Origin of the sequence: Paenibacillus terricola (assembly GCF_014779765.1) — a bacterium.
GTDB classification, from domain to species: domain Bacteria; phylum Bacillota; class Bacilli; order Paenibacillales; family Paenibacillaceae; genus Paenibacillus_T; species Paenibacillus_T terricola.
In genome coordinates, this window is record NZ_JACXZA010000003.1 from 417,515 (window position 1) to 433,348 (window position 15,834).

The 15,834-nt window shown below is 50.7% G+C and carries 10 protein-coding genes; all 10 read right to left on the reverse strand.

Going from position 1 to position 15,834, the window contains the following annotated elements; all coding sequences use genetic code 11:
* Positions 1-66: 66 nt before the first annotated feature.
* On the reverse strand, positions 67-1,866 hold the full coding sequence (locus tag H8B09_RS14010; protein WP_191204138.1) for an ABC transporter ATP-binding protein: 1,800 nt from the start codon (positions 1,864-1,866) through the stop codon (positions 67-69).
* On the reverse strand, positions 1,851-3,686 hold the full coding sequence (locus H8B09_RS14015; RefSeq protein ID WP_224753592.1) for an ABC transporter ATP-binding protein: 1,836 nt from the start codon (positions 3,684-3,686) through the stop codon (positions 1,851-1,853). The genes H8B09_RS14010 and H8B09_RS14015 overlap by 16 nt, the downstream gene beginning before the upstream one ends.
* A 368-nt stretch (positions 3,687-4,054) precedes the next feature.
* Positions 4,055-4,957, reverse strand: a complete 903-nt coding sequence (locus H8B09_RS14020; RefSeq protein ID WP_191204140.1) for a carbohydrate ABC transporter permease — start codon at positions 4,955-4,957, stop codon at positions 4,055-4,057.
* A 13-nt stretch (positions 4,958-4,970) separates the two neighbouring features.
* The gene (locus tag H8B09_RS14025; protein WP_397376075.1) at positions 4,971-5,900 is read right to left on the reverse strand and encodes an ABC transporter permease; all 930 of its coding nucleotides are present in this window, start codon (positions 5,898-5,900) and stop codon (positions 4,971-4,973) included.
* Positions 5,901-6,043: 143 nt separating this feature from the next.
* Positions 6,044-7,774, reverse strand: a complete 1,731-nt coding sequence (locus tag H8B09_RS14030) for a type 2 periplasmic-binding domain-containing protein (protein WP_191204142.1) — start codon at positions 7,772-7,774, stop codon at positions 6,044-6,046.
* A 136-nt stretch (positions 7,775-7,910) separates the two neighbouring features.
* Positions 7,911-9,449, reverse strand: a complete 1,539-nt coding sequence (locus tag H8B09_RS14035) for a response regulator transcription factor (RefSeq protein WP_191204143.1) — start codon at positions 9,447-9,449, stop codon at positions 7,911-7,913.
* A 4-nt stretch (positions 9,450-9,453) separates the two neighbouring features.
* Complete coding sequence (locus H8B09_RS14040; protein ID WP_191204144.1) at positions 9,454-11,250, reverse strand: sensor histidine kinase; 1,797 nt, start codon at positions 11,248-11,250, stop codon at positions 9,454-9,456.
* A gap of 6 nt (positions 11,251-11,256) precedes the next feature.
* Positions 11,257-12,837: a response regulator gene (locus H8B09_RS14045; protein ID WP_191204145.1), complete on the reverse strand. Its 1,581-nt coding sequence runs from the start codon at positions 12,835-12,837 to the stop codon at positions 11,257-11,259.
* A gap of 30 nt (positions 12,838-12,867) precedes the next feature.
* Positions 12,868-14,250, reverse strand: a complete 1,383-nt coding sequence (locus tag H8B09_RS14050) for an AraC family transcriptional regulator (protein ID WP_191204146.1) — start codon at positions 14,248-14,250, stop codon at positions 12,868-12,870.
* A gap of 122 nt (positions 14,251-14,372) precedes the next feature.
* The gene (locus H8B09_RS14055; RefSeq protein WP_191204147.1) at positions 14,373-15,788 is read right to left on the reverse strand and encodes a family 43 glycosylhydrolase; all 1,416 of its coding nucleotides are present in this window, start codon (positions 15,786-15,788) and stop codon (positions 14,373-14,375) included.
* Positions 15,789-15,834: the final 46 nt, after the last annotated feature.

Genomic DNA, 15,834 nt, shown 5'->3' on the forward strand with positions numbered 1-15,834 from the left:
ATTGAGCTGTCCAACTGTCGGTTGTTTTTTTCTATTTCCAGTTGAATCGCGCATCTATTGAATGCACTAGTTGTACCACTGCGACTGCATCGCCCACAGCTGCGCATACTCGCCATTCTTCGCAACAAGCTCATCGTGCGAACCCTGCTCGACAATCCGCCCATCCTGCATAAGCAGGATCCGATCGCAAAAGCGGGCGAGCCCTAGCCGATGCGACACGATGAAAGCCGTCTTGTTCTGCGAAGTCGCTAGAAATTGGCGGAGCACATCCGATTCCGCCTTCGGATCCAGCGCCGAGGTCGGCTCGTCCAGCATGGCGATTGCCGCTTCGCGCATATAGGACCGAGCGATGGCAAGCTTCTGCCACTGACCGCCGGACAGCTCCGTTCCCCCGCTGAACTGCTTGGTCAGCAGCGTATCGTAACCTTGAGGAAGGCCGGCAATGATCTCGTCCGCGCCGCTTCGTACTGCAGCATCTTGAATCAAGCCGCCATGCTGTAATTCCATCACATTGCCAAAGCCAATATTGTCCCGGACCGTAAATGCATAGCGATTGAAATCTTGAAATACGACGGCCATTCGGCGGCGAAGCTCAGCCATATCTATTAGCTGCAAATCTGTATCCCCGAAACGGATTACCCCTTCTGTCGGCTGGTACAGGCCTGCCAGCAGTTTCACCAGCGTCGTCTTGCCCGAGCCATTCTCCCCGATGAGTGCGATCCGTTCACCATCGCAGAACGTACAACATACATCCTGCAGTGCATCGCGGTCAGTCTGCGGGTATCGAAAGGAAACATGCTCCAGCACGAACGAGGCTTGCTCGGACGGTTGTTTCGCAGTGGTGGCGGGCTCTTCCTCCGGACCGAGAAGCATATAGTCGAAGAAATCGCCGATTCGCAGCAGGCTGCCGGATACTCTGCTGAAGCTATCGAATACACTGCGAATGCCTGCGCTTACCCCGCCTAACGCAACGAACATGGCGGCGAATCGCCCCTCGTTCAGCGAGCCGTTCAATACCGCAGCTACGCACCATGCGATGCCGCATGAAACGCCGACTACGCCTAAAGAGTAGAGCAATACATGCTTGACGTTATTGCGAACGGACAACCGAAACTTCGCATCCTCCACCTGCCAGAATAGCCCCTGCCACCGACTGTGCAGCCAATCCGCCAAACCGAAGGTACGCACCTCCTTCGCCGCCTCGCGAGATCGCATGATGCCGGCATAATAGTTGCGCAGCCGAACGTCTGGAATCTGTTCCTTCTCCAGCTGGAACAGCTTTTGCACCTCCAGCCACTTCATAATCGGTGACGGCAGCGCCGTAATCGCAATCGCGAAGAAAAGCCACGGATTCCACCAGAGTACAACCGCCGAGATCGTGAACATGTTGAAAGCCGATCGAACCATGTGAAACAGGTCATAGGAAATATTGAGCATGAATCCCGGCTCCGTTACCGAACGGGCCCTGCCCAGCAGATCATGAAAATCGCTTCGTTCGAACACCTCCAACCGAAGCCGACTCGCTTTGTCCTGCAAATCCTGCAGGAGCGATTCCTCAAGTTCAAGGCGAACCTTCTCTTCTTGCAATGAGAATAAAGGCCATAAGGAATTATTGATTGCCGCCAGCCCCAAAGTGACGGCTAGCCAGAAGAACAAAGCGGATAGCGGATCGGTCTGCTGATAAACTCCGATGGCAAGATTCGCGATACGGCTGACCAGTATGACGTTCATGCCAGTGAGCAGCGAGCCAAGCAATTGAATGACGAATAGTCCTGCTACTCTCCGCATATCGATCCGAAGCATCCAGACGATATATTGCATCAGCAGCCTGTACGACGATTGCTTTCCATTTAATCTCTGTACCATTGTGCCTGCTCCTCCCACATGCGCGAATAGATGCCGCCAGCCGTCAGCAGCTGTTCATGCGAGCCTTCTTCTGCGATGACGCCATCGCTGAGCACAAGTATACGGTCCGCAATGCGTGCCGATCCAAGGCGATGACTCACGATAAATACCGAACGGTCTCGCATAATCGTCATAAAACGGGCATACAGCTCAGCTTCAATCTTCGGATCCATTGCAGCTGTAGGCTCGTCCAGAATGAGAAGCTGCGACCTGCGCATTAATGCCCGGCTTAATGCAATGCGCTGCCATTGACCGCCGGATAGACCGACGCCGCCATCCATTACATGTCCGATCGGCTGCTTCCAGCCCTGCTCCATTCGGCTACGCACCTCATCGGCGCCCCCGATCGCAGCCGCCGCCTCGATCGCGGATAAATCCGCGCCGCCATCATTACCCAAGCTCGCAGGTTGTCCGATTCCGACGCTCTCAGCAAGCGTAAGCTCAAAATTATAATAGTCCTGGAACGCGGCGGTTACATTGTCGCGAAGAGTATTCCGAGTGATATCCGCATAGGGAATCCCATCCGCCGTTATCGTTCCGCCATCTGGCTCATAGAGACCCATTAATAGCTTGACCAGCGTGCTCTTGCCAGCGCCATTAACTCCGACAAGCGCGATATGCTCCCCTGGGCGAATATGAAGCGACACCTCCTTCAGAATCGGATCTCGTTCCGGATAGCGGAAGGACACTCGATCAAGCTTGATGCCTGATCTCATTGGAAGAGGGAAGGCCCGCTTAAGGTTGCGCTTGTGGCTATCGTCATTCATCTGGACAGACGTGCCTGACTGAAGAAACTCTCGTACGAAACCGGCCTCGCCGGCTCCTTGCAGCGCCTCACGAATCCCATACAAAACGCTGTGATAGGCTTCGAAATAGCTATAGGAGGCTTGGAAGACCGCTACGAATAGACCGACGGTCATGCTGCGATCCGCTAATTGATAGGCTGATGCGAACAGGATGACCGCCATTGCTGCCAGGTTGATCCAATCGCTCGGAATTTGCAGGAAAGTAATAGTCCTTCGAACAGCAAGCGAAGCCGTGCGAACATGATGGCGACGCTCGCGCCAGCGACGCTGAAATTCTGTACGCAAGTCAAGCAGCCGCAGCTCCTTCTGCTCCTTGCGGCCCGTCAGCAATCCGCTGACATAGTCCGCTTTGCGCTGCTCCTCCGTCTGAGCGTACGTAACATCCATCCACAGCTTCTCCGACTTGCCTGCCAAGAATAGAGTAGGAATCTGTATAACGATCAACAGCGGAGGGAGCCATGGCGATATGGAAGTGAAAAACAAACTGATCGTAATCAGCTGCACCAGATGCTGCGTCGCCCAGAGAAGATAATGCAGAATCCTGCTGATTTTATTCCCAGGATCATCCGACCGATTAAGCAAATTGGAAGTTTCGCTATCCTCCATCTTAAGCAGCGGCATCTCCGCCGCAAGCTTTAATCGCTCCGTATCCAGAACGTAATTCAACGATTGATTCATTCGAAGCCTGATCGGCTCGCGAACATGATACATCACATCAAAGGTCAATAGGGAGAAAAACAGCATCGCACAAAGCCATGGGATAAGCTTATGCAGCTCGGCAGTTCCCTGACCAACTGCTGCAATTGTGCCGTTGATCAGGTGCTGCGTAATGTACACAAGAGCAGCAGGCGCGCAACCTTCCACGATCGAGATGATCAATAAAGTTACCGCAAGTCCCGGCTTTACCCGAAGGATCTGCCTCATCGCCCATCTGATATGCTTCAGCATCTGTCGCAGATTTAGCAGCATGCTCATGAATTCCATATATCTGCTTGAAATCAAACGGATATCACCTCGTACAGGAAATAGAAATATCAGAGAGTGTAACCTATCCAATAACTGCCAACAACCTGTCAACGCGTATATTAAAACCCCCTCGGTAAGTTGTGTATAACCTTAGCCGCTACCTACCTCTAGTGGATGCTCATTTCGTTTTCTTGCATCGTACGTTATCGCCACAAATAGAAAAAACAACTCGAGAGGAGTTGTTTTCGTCATTTATATGCATTTATGCAATACACTTTATCGCTGTTGATCAAGGCGCAGAACAAAAGGCAAGGATGGGCTGTCTTTAAGCCCACTCCTTGCCTTGCGTCATCGTAATGATAGTCAGTGACTACTCCCTACTCCTTCACGCTTCCGAGCTGCATGCCATGCACGAAATACTTCTGCAGGAACGGATACACGACGAGAATCGGCAAGGATGCAACGATCGTGATGGACGCCCGAATCGACATCGGAGTGACCATGTTGTGAACGGCGCCAGGATTGCTGCTGTTTGCGACGGATGGGTTACTGTTCGAGAGCGATGCAGACGACAGAAGCTTCATAAGCTCGTACTGCAGCGTACTCAAGCTTTGCTTGGAAGATGCGTAGATGAACGTATCGAACCAAGAATTCCACTGCCCAACGGCGACGAACAGCGCCACGGTAGCGAGAACCGGCTGACAGAGCGGCAGAATGATCGAGAAGAATGTCCGGAAATCTCCCGCGCCGTCCACTCTTGCCGATTCGATCAGCCCTTCCGGCAGCGTCTGCATATAGGTTCGAATGACAATCATATTGAAAGCGCTGATCAAACCCGGAATGACATAAACCCAGAAGCTATTCAGAAGATGGAGATCCTTCATCAGGAAATAGCTTGGGATGAGTCCTGCATTGAAATACATCGTCAATACGACGAGGATCGTAACCGGCTTGCGGAATACATACTCCCTGCGGCTGACCGCATAAGACAACATGGAAGTCAGAAATAAGCTGAGCACGGTAGCGATAAGCGTTCTCGCCACCGATACCCAGAAGGCGTGATAGAGCGTTCCGCCCGCGAATACCGCCTTGTAATTCTGAGACGTCCATATGCGAGGCCATAGATAGATGCCTCCGCGAACCGTATCGTTGCCGGCGTTAAACGATACGGCCAGCGTATTCAGAAAAGGATACAGCGTAACGACCGCAAGCGCGATCATGAAGACGGCGTTGAACGTGTTGAAGACAACCGGTTCCAGCCGAAGCGTTCTCGTTCTCATCGGTTTGTCCTCCTCAAATCAATCGATCTTCGCCAAAGCGTTTGGCTATCGTGTTGGCAGCGAATATCAGCGTAATGCTGACAACTGTCTTAAAGATGCCGGCGGCGGTTGCGAGCGAGTAGTTGCCAATCTGCAGGCCGTATTTCAGTACGAAAATGTCAATCGTCTGCGACCAGTCAACGACGACGCCGTTGCCGAGCAGGTACTGCATTTCAAAGCCGCCAGCGTCCATAACCCAACCGAGGTTCATGATCAGCAAAATAATGACGATCGACTTGATTCCCGGTAAGGTGATGTGAAGCATCTTCTTATATCGGTTCGCCCCGTCGATCTCAGCCGCTTCGTAGAGCGAAGGATCAATGGACGTGATAGCCGCCAAGTAAATAATTGCATTCCAGCCCACTTCCTTCCATACGTGGGAAACGCCTACGATTCCCCAGAAGTAGTGCGGTTTACTGAGCCACATGATCGGCTCGTGAATGAACCCAAGCTTCATGAGAACTACGTTAACAATACCGCCGTCTACAGACAGCGCATTCGCAACGATGCCTGTTACGATAATCATCGAAAGAAAGTGCGGAAGGTAGGAGATGGTCTGTATCGAACGTTTGTACAGCTTGTTCTTGATTTCATTAAGCAGTATGGCAAATACGATCGCGGTGACAAAGCCGAGCACCAAATTGATGAGGCTCATACCGATGGTGTTGCGTAACACCAATAGAAACGTATCGTCTTTAAACAAGAATTTGAAATGCTTGAAGCCAACCCATTCCTGCTGGGAGAAAGGTGTCCCGGGCCGCCATTTCTGAAACGCCATCGTCCAACCCCAGATAGGGTAGTAAGCAAATAACACAACATATAACAGTATAGGCAGCGACATCAGCATCAGCTGCTTCTGGCCGCGCATCCGTTTGAATAGGGACGATCTTGGTGCGGCAGTCATCGCAGCCGTCTTGGATGGTATGGCTTTCGGGGCGCTCGCCATCGTTCTCTCCTCCTGTCTCTCTTCCGGCAAGGACATATAACGTCAGTTACGGAAAGCATCGGCCGTTCGTCGATGCTTTCCGCAACGTATCGTTTCCTTCGTTATTTGCTAGTCCAGTTCTGGATACGCCACTGGATTTGTTCATTGATCCGATCTTCGTACGCCTTCACGTTGATCTTGCTGTAAGCATTTTTGTATTCATCCCATGCGGAATCGAATTTGTCCGCTCCGGACATGATCGCCTTCGGCAAATACTTCAGCGTAGCTTCCGTCATTTGCTTACTAGCGACCGATGCGTCAGAGCCGTCGACCAAGTCGATCTGCCATGCCGGATAATAAATCGGGTTCTCCGGTGCCGGGGTGAAGAATTCCGTCCAAGTCTTGTGATGGTAAGCGTCGAGTATCTCTCTATCTTCAGGCTTAAGATTAGCGTAGAATTCCTCCGGCTGGCTGCCAGCGTCCGTCGCGTTGCCGTCGCTGTATGTGCCCTCCATCTTCGGTAAGTAACCCAAGAGTGCCTCTGCTTTGTTGGCAAGCTTCCAGGTCGTATCTTCTTGTTGTTTGCGCTGTTCAGGCGTGCGGGAGAACTTGCCGCTCGCATCCTTCTGGTAGTCGACGCCTTCTTCGCCCCATTGCAATGTCTTCTGCCAGTCTTCGGTCATGATGTCGTTGAGGAACTTGATGATGCGCTCTGGATCCTTCGCGTCCTTACTGATGCCGAAGCCGTTGTTCAGGTTGATGACGCCGCGATCGTAGTAGTGATCCGTGACGCCATCGTAAGTCAGCGGGAAGCCTACGTACGTATCACCGATCTTGTTCTGCGTAATCAGCTCATTCTCACCTTGCTGGAAGTTCCAGTGTTGGTCGAACATGCCGAGTACGCGGCCCGTAGCGATCTTCGCCAAATATTGGTCATAGTTCTGTACGAAGGCCTCTTTGTCCATTAAGCCTTGGTTATAGATTTCGTTGAGCTTCTTATAATAAGTCTTGGACATGTCCTCAGTCGCGAATACCTTGGCAACTCCATTATCCACCACGACGCCGCCGTCGTTAGCGTGACCGCTCAGGTGCTCCGGCGCGTTGGTCAGCGGGAACGTGCGCCAATCATACGCGAGAGACGTGAAGCCGATCGTTGGCTGGCCATCATCCGTCTTCGGATGCTTCGCTTCATAGTCGCTGATGATCTTGAAATAATCTTCCAACGTCTTCGGCGTCGGGTAGCCAGCTTCCTTGAGCACTTTCTTCTGAATCCAGAAGGCTGGGCCTTGATAAACGTTGCTATGTGTCTCTCCCGTGTAGGCGCCATAGTTCGGGAGCCAATAAATATGACCGTCGCTGGAATCCTTCATCCGGTTCCAATACGCAGCGTAATGTTCTTTCAGGTTAGGAGCATACTTCTCGATCAGATCTTCCAACGGAATGACCGCTTTCGCCGTTACAAGCTTCGGATCAGCGGTAATGAGGTCCGGATATTCTCCGCCTGCGATCATAACGCCCAGCTTCTGCTGCAGGTCGCCGACCAGGAACTCCATATTCAGCGTAACGCCAAGATCGTCCTTGATCTTCTTGTAAATCCGATTATCTGCCGTCGGCGCTTGATTCGGCGAACCGATGAATGCCGAAATCGTAATCGGTTTCGAATCGTCGGTTGCAGGAGCAGTTGACGTATCGCTGTTGTTTGAAGAACTGGATGCCTCATTCGTCGTAGTGTCCTTGCTGCCGGAAGAATTGTTATCGCTGCTGCCGCCGCCGCTGCAGCCAGCGAGCGCGAGACTAAGAGCAAGTCCGAGCGATAAAGAACCCCACAGTTTTTTTCTGGTGACAACCCCCATGTATTACTCCTCCTCATAAAATCATTTCGCATTTCTTTCTCCATTATGAGGCGATGTATGCGCTTGCAACATATTCAGAATTAAGCTCTATCCCCCCTAAATTTATGGTGGGTTCAGCAAAAGACAACACGAAATTTCATTGACGGAATTGGACCCTGTAATCAGAAGGCTTCATGCCCAGCCGCTTCTCGAACTGCTTCAGAAAATGCTGATAGCTGCAGTAGCCAAGCACCTCGGCAATTGCGCTTGAGGCGTCGTTCGACTCCTTAAGCAGCTTCTTCGCCTCTTCAATGCGAAGATCATGAACGAATTCGAGAATGCCTTTGCCATATTTGCGCGTGAAAGATTGGCCCAAATAAACAGGATTGATATAGAACCGTTCCGAGATCTCCTTGATCGTGAATGTCGCCTTGAAATGTTGACGTACAAAATCGAACACTTTCGCCAGCGTGCCGACGGCCTGTTTGCCATGCAGTTCGGAAACAGTAGACTGGCATTTCAAGCAGAAAGCGATTAAGGCTGCGGTTGACTCCTGCAAGTTTCCGTTAAGCTCTCCGTGCGCCAATAGACTTGATTGTTTGAGCAGGGAATCGGAGTCGCCGCCCAGCGTTTTGCAAACCGAAGCACATCGCATGACAACTTGCGTTACAAAGATGTTAATCAGCTCCGGAAGCGTCATTCGCTCTTCGAAATTGCGGAATGCTTCCCGAATAGCATAAATAAGGTCGTCCGAGCTGTCGTTCTCCATAGCATCAACAATGGCGTCCACCATCATGAGCACCCCAAGATCGAAGGTCAGTGTTTTCCCTCTAATATCCTCATAATGAACAATTGCAGCGTCGCCGAAAAAGAGAAATCGTTCAGCTTCAACTGCGCTGCCGTAGCACTTGGACAAATCGATCGATCGATCAACGGTACAGCCTACCGCCATTTCAATTCGACCGGAGACTGCCGCCTGCATAGCCGAGAACAGACGCATTGCGAACGATCGGACCACCCTGTCGTCAGGAGTATCCATACCAAAAACGAGACCAAATGAACCTCGAAAACTATCTATCAAATAACAATAGCTTGTCTTCTCGGCCACCTGCATCGCTGCTTCGCGGGCGCCTCCTGCGCTCTCTGCATCCGTTCCTACGTGCACATATGTCCAGTAGGCGGGTTGAATGTTCAAGCGCGCCAGCGTCCGCGCCGCGGCCTGCTTCTCATCCTCCTCATCGCCGAAGAGCAGTGCCGAGAACGATTGCCTGACATTATAACGGTCTGCACTTTCCCGAATGAGTTCACGCCGTTCTCGTTCGCGCAGCTCATTGTGCACCCGTGCCAGCACCTCATCAATCTCAAGTCCGATTATCGGCTTTGTCATAAATTCCTTTACACCTAAACGCATCGCCCGCCTTGCATAATCGAAATCGTCATACCCGCTAGTAATTACAAATAAGGTGGAGTGGTTCCCTAAACGGCGCGTCTCCTCAATCAGTTCGAACCCATCTAATACCGGCATGCGGATATCGGTGACGACCAAGTCAGGCGAAGAATGGCGAATGTGTTCGATCGCTTCTTCGCCATTAAGGCACATCACATCGATCTGGAACCCTCTGCTCTCCCAATCGACTAGCAGCTCAAGCCCTTCGAGAGCGAACGGCTCGTCGTCGGCCAACAGCACTTTGTACATGTTTTTACGCCTCCTTCTTCCATTCTTCCGCCGTCAGTTTCGTAAGCGGAATATGGAAGCCCGCCTCCGTCCCGTTGTCCGGATCGCTGTTAAGTTGAAACCTAACAAGCCCGTCATAGAATAACTCCAATCGACGATACACATTGCGAATGCCAATATGGCCGTCCATTCCCGTATCGGATCGCACATTCTCCATCAACTGCTGCAGTTTACGTCGTTCCATGCCAACGCCGTTATCGACGACGCTTACTACCAAGTCTCTCTCATTCAGCCTTGCCGTCACAACGATCGTACGATCGTCCTTCCTGGACTGCAGTCCGTGTTTGCATGCATTCTCTACAAGCGGTTGAATGCTCATTCTCGGAATGCGCATCGAAAGCGCCTGCGGATCGATGTCAAAGGAATAATTGAACAGATGACCGAAGCGGAATTTCTCGATCTGCAAATACATGGTTGTCAATTCCAGCTCATCCCGAAGAGGGACGAGATCGTCTACCCGACTAAGCAGCTGCCGCATGAGCAGCGACAAGTTCTTTATGATTTCCGTCACGTCGGTATACCCCTTCTTCGTGCAGACGACTAGCAGCGCATTCAACGTATTAAACAGAAAATGGGGATTTACCTGGCTCTGCAGCATGGAGAGCTCCGTGCGCACCCGCTCCAGCTCCAGACTCTTCTGCCGAATCTCCAATTTGTAAACGTCGTTAATGAGCGAGGTAATCTTAGAGATCATGACGTTGAACGTGCGAATCAAACCGCCAATCTCGTCCCTTCCCTCCTTGATGTCGATCAAATCGAACCGCTCGTTCCGAACCTTCTCCATATGTCTGGAAAGCTTCTTCACTCGATAGTGGTAGGAGAGCAGAATGATGAATATGAGCAGAGAAGGAACCATCGTGCTGATAATGGCGAGCCATATAATAGAGTTATGGGCATCATCCAGCAATTCATCGATACGTCTGGTATCCGCGATGCCGACAAGCTTCCATCCTTTCACGTAACTGTAATCCCCGATCGAACGTTCCATCGCGTATCCGGACTGTGAGAATGTGGAAGATAGCAGAGGATTCTGAGCGATCGGCCCATTCGGAACTTCGATTCCGGCGCTTGCGGCAACAACTTGATTCTGGTCGTCAACAAGTTGAAGCTGAAGGCTGTCCAATTCCCGGTTAAGAATGCTGTCCATCTTGTCGATGTTCAAATCCACTTTCAAGTATTTGGCATATTTCGAATAAGCGGCATAACCATTCATTTTGCTCACCACACTAATGCGTTTGCCTGGATAAAGACCGCCAGACTCGTTATAAGCAACTACCAAGATGTTCCCGTTCGATTGATTTAACGGATCGAGCCAAGGTAGATTATTCGAAGTTTTGTTGTATACATGATAGTTCGCGCCGCTTTGAATGGAAGCATTGTCGGTAAAAATGCTGACTTCTACAATGTTCGGGGACATGTAGCGCGTCAATCGATCTCTCAGCAAGTCATTGTACTCGCCATAATAATCAAGCGGCGACGCATATTGGTGATCTAACGCTACGTAAAGGGAATCGTCGCCTGCGAGCGAACGACTTAGCGCAACGCCCTCTTCCAGCATGCCGATCAACTCTCCGGACGCTCGCTCGATCGACTTACGCACATTATCTTCCTCCCGGATCCGAATATCGTCGGAGTTCCGCTGATAGAAGAAGATGTTGATCGTCAGAATCGGAAGAAGTACGCAGAGCAGATAAATTAGAAGAAACTTGTATTTGAGGGGAATATCATTAACGATATGGAGTGCCGTTGGTCGGATTCGCAATTGTGATCACCCTTGCCGCTTGTTTTTGAAAGAGGATGGCAGCTCACCTGTAACAGCTTTAAATTTCTGCGTAAAATATTCGGTATCGTGGTAACCCAGAGTTAAAGCGATATCGGACACCAGCATATCGGTCCGACGAAGCAGCTTGCGCGCTTCTTCGATTCTAAGATGATGGATGTAGTCGTTAAAGCTATACTCGGTCTCCCGCTTGAACTGCTGTCCAAAATAGGCCGGGGTTAGATGGAAGCGGTCCGCCAGCTCTTGAAGCCGAATTTTCTCGCGGAAGTGCTGCTTTAGGTAATCAACCGCCTTCATGATGGCGCTCTCTTTCGTTCGGTCCGGCAATTCCCTCGCGGTCAATCGTTCGGCCGCAAGCATGCACAGTCGCTTCAGAGAGTCTCCAGTCCATGGAACGTTGCCGGCATTATCGACCCCGCTTAACATATGACGGAGCTCGGCCGTCTCCTCTGGACTAGCTCCCGATTCTATGAATCGGCGAAGCAGTTCGCCATGAATATGACGAATGGTCGTCTTTATCCAGTACTTCTCGGCACCCATTCTATCGAACTGATGAAGGAATTCATTCACGGTGCGGTCGATCTTAGCCTGATCGTTCGTTTCGATTGACTGAAGAAGCGCTCCTACGTATGTCATCATCTCATCCATCCGCCATTCACCAGCAGCCTTAGGTTCGTGGTACACATGTATGCCCGCCTGGTGCCTTAATGATTCGCGGTTTCGAATCTCCATCGTCTGTCGATACAAATCTCGAACGCCGGCAAGTTCCCAAGCGCTTCCGCTGCAATAGATCGCCAGCTTGTGAAGCGACCATCCGCAACCGGCGGCTGCATCTTTCAACCGAGCTTCGAGCAGTTTCCCGTCCAGTCCGTCTTCATCGCATACAAGCAAGCCAAATCGGCCCGACACTTCCTCGAATGACCATGCCTGCCCTCCGCCATTGCAGCAGGCTTCGGCGAACTCAGCTAACTGATCCCGAAGCTGGATGCCTCCAACTTCGAACCCATCAATCTCACCAGGATCAGCGAGCGATTCGACCATAACCAAGCGGTAGCAAGCTCTTTCGCTCGTACCGAGTAATCTTGCGGCCGTATCAACTGCAGATGGTCCCTTGTCATGGAATAGACCGACAATGGCAGCCGCAACGGCAGCGGACTGATTCTTGACGTCGGACGCTTCCACTAGTCGCCGTTCCTCCAGAGGACCCGCAAGCTCGAGAAGCATGTTATGAATTTCATCTGTAACGAGAGGCTTCAACAAGTAATGATCCACCTCATAGCGAAGAGCCTGCTGCGCATAACCGAATTCAGAATAACCGCTGACGATTACGGTTTTGGCGTTGTGCTTCAGTTCCTCCTTCATTATGCGAATCAGCTGCAGTCCGTCGATAACTGGCATCCGGATGTCGGTCACGACCAGATCCGGATCACAAGTTCGAATCAATTCGAGCGCATCCTCGCCATTGGCTGATGTGCCGCATAATTGGTATCCGCAGGCTTCCCAATCCACCATCGTCATCCAGCCTTCCAGCATTAACGGCTCGTCATCCACAACCAGGACCTTATACATAAACGTTCACCTCCTCGACTTATCCATTCATTACGATTCTATTCTTAGTTGCTCTCGATAATCGAAAGGGCTCATTCCCTCAAGCGATTTGAATATCCGACTGAAATAGGATTGATCTGAATAACCGACTTCTTTACAAATTTGATAGATTTTCAACTTGGTCTCTTTTAAGAGCCGCTTAGCGTGTTCCATCCGAATACGAGTAAGGTGCTGGGTAAACGATATTCCCGTTTTCGATGTGAACAACGCGCTTAAGTAATTAGGGGTAATACCAAGGGACTCTGCCAGTACGCCAAGAGAGAAGTCCTCGTTCGCATATTCCGTCTCGAGCCGATTCATCGCGAGCCGGATCATCCGATTCACGAACTCAATCGTTCTGCTTCCAGAAGCCGTATCCATTGAATCAGCCGAGAATGCTTTCAGGCTCTGCTCGTACATGGAACCGACTTCACGCACATCCGAGGCTATACCCCCAAACCCTACACAGAGATTCGGGTCCACATTGTTCTGCAGCGACTTCTCCGCTTCCAGCATTTTCTGTTCGACGGGCGGGACCGATACTTGGTTGGAGAACACGACGGCTGTCATCAATAAGTCATCGATGATGACGACCGAGCCCAGGGGGGACAGAACCTCCTCCAACAACGACCTTGCGAACGCCCGATCTTTGTTATCCCAATAAGGAGTGTCACGCCTTGAGAGCGAACAAAGGCTGATCCAACGATAGGATGGGAGCAACGCTTCATACGTATTCGCTGCGTCCGCACCAAGCGTCCCATAGAACAGATCCTGTACTCGCTTTTCCATCATCGTTTGTTCTCTCATCTGAACCGCTCCAAGCATTGTCCTCCTCTCCGCATCATTAAACGTTCTATTCACAAACCCGTTCTCATCGTTAATCAGCATCTCGCTTAGAGCGACGATCAAGCTGAGGGAATTGGCTTGGATTCTGATTCGATGTTGCGACGAAGAGTGCCCCGACGGACGGGACGCTTCTTCTATGAATAAGTCAAGCAGCGGTCTGAGCCTCATCGTCAAGTCGGAACTGCTAGGTTGCAATAGGTCCGTCAAATGATAAAACGGCTCTATCATGAAATGATCGTCAATATTCAAGTGAAGGCAGAAGAAAGTCATGCCGTCTTCCCCTTCTGCTCTGCTGCTATGTGTCCATCCCGGCGGAATAAGCAGCAAGTCTCCCGGACCTTGCGCATATTCCTTGTCTCCAATCCGCATCACTTGGCTGCCTTCCAATACCAAGTTAAGCTCCAATAACGGATGCTCATGTTCCTTATAAGACCAGCCTTGTCGAACCTTGCGCCAATGGATGCCATAGATCTGGCAAGAGAAATGGAGGTTGGACATTGCATGCAGTTCGACGCAGAGGTCGCCTTCGGGATCAAAAGATGCTGCCATATTCATTCTCCTAGTAATGAAGATTTCAGTTAACTTGCACGCGATATGCAAATCGTATTCTTAATGAGAAATACTCCTTCCGTTTCTCATGGCAGAGGTATTATCGGAAAGGAGTATTCGGGTTATTCCAATATAAAAGAAGCTAAACTGGCATTGCCAATGCCCGTAAACGTAAAATACAAGGCATGTATGCCGTCCGGAATGGCGATATCGGCATCATATTCTTTCCATACATTCGTAAAATCAACCTCGATCTTGCCGAGGGTCGGTCCGTTCCAAGACGTCTTGACGTCGAATGTACCACGGCAATATCCGCGCACTTTGATTTTAACTTTCCGAACGTCATTGCAATCGAAGTATTTGAATCCTGCCGTCGCGGAGTCCCGCATGTTGGCGATGTATCCGATCTCCATATCTCCGTCTTTGCCGTCTTGCGTAATCTTAGGGAATCGACCATCCATCCATGCACCGAATGTGCCCGAATACTTGTCTTCCTCATCGCAGAATAGATTGCATGCAATATGCGCCGGATATTCGCCGCGTCCGACAAGCGCTCCTCCGTTCGCGCCGCATGAGGTCATCTCGACTTGCGGTATCGTTCCATCTTCCCGGAATGAAATCGGCTCGATGCAGCCCTGTCGGCTGAAACTCGTCCCATTGGTATGTCTGTGATAGAAAATGTACCATTTTCCGCTAATCTCAACGATGCCGCCATGGTTGTTGCCGCCATAATACATCGGCTTGTTCGCCGGTTTGTACGTATCGATGTGAAGATCGTTATTGCTTACGATGACGCCCTGGTAGACAAATCCTTGCGTCGGATGCTGGCTAGTTGCGTAGCACAGTTCATGCATGACGACCGAGGAATAAATAAGATAGTACGTATCGCCTTTTTTCCTAATGGAAGGCGCCTCGAAAAACTCATGTCCTTCATAACCGCTGCCCTTGCTGTAAGGCTGGCTCGGCATAACGAATACCGGTTCTTCCACTATCGTTAGCATATCGGGTCCGATCACCGTAGCCATGGCGCCTTTTCTAGACTTGTCGCCGATGGCACAGAAGCCGGTGTAGAGGTACGTTCTTTCGCCTTCCGTAAGGACCCCAGGATCGAATTGCGGTTGATCTCCCTCTCTCTCGCCGAGTCGCGTTCCGTCGGCATATCGGACATAGCCGTAGAATTCGTACTTGCCTGCTGGCGTATCGCAGACGGCTACCGACACAATGGAAACTTTATCAAGAACATAGTATAGATAGTATCGTCCATCCGGACCAACTGTCACGTCAGGCGCATATAGACACATGCTGCCGTCAGGATTAAGCGGATCGTCAGTTATATTATAGATGACGCCTTCATATTGCCAATCAGCCAAATCATCGACTGGCGCCGACCAGCATACATAATCGTTCAAGCAAAAGACATGCCCGTTAAACCGATCATGAGAGCCATAAACATAAACTCTATCATTAAATACATGCGGTTCCCCGTCCGGGATGTATTCCCATGAAGGAAGATAAGGATTCAACGCTTGTTTGTCCATCTTGTATATTACAACTCCTTGACGACTTGGTATGCGTTCAATTGTT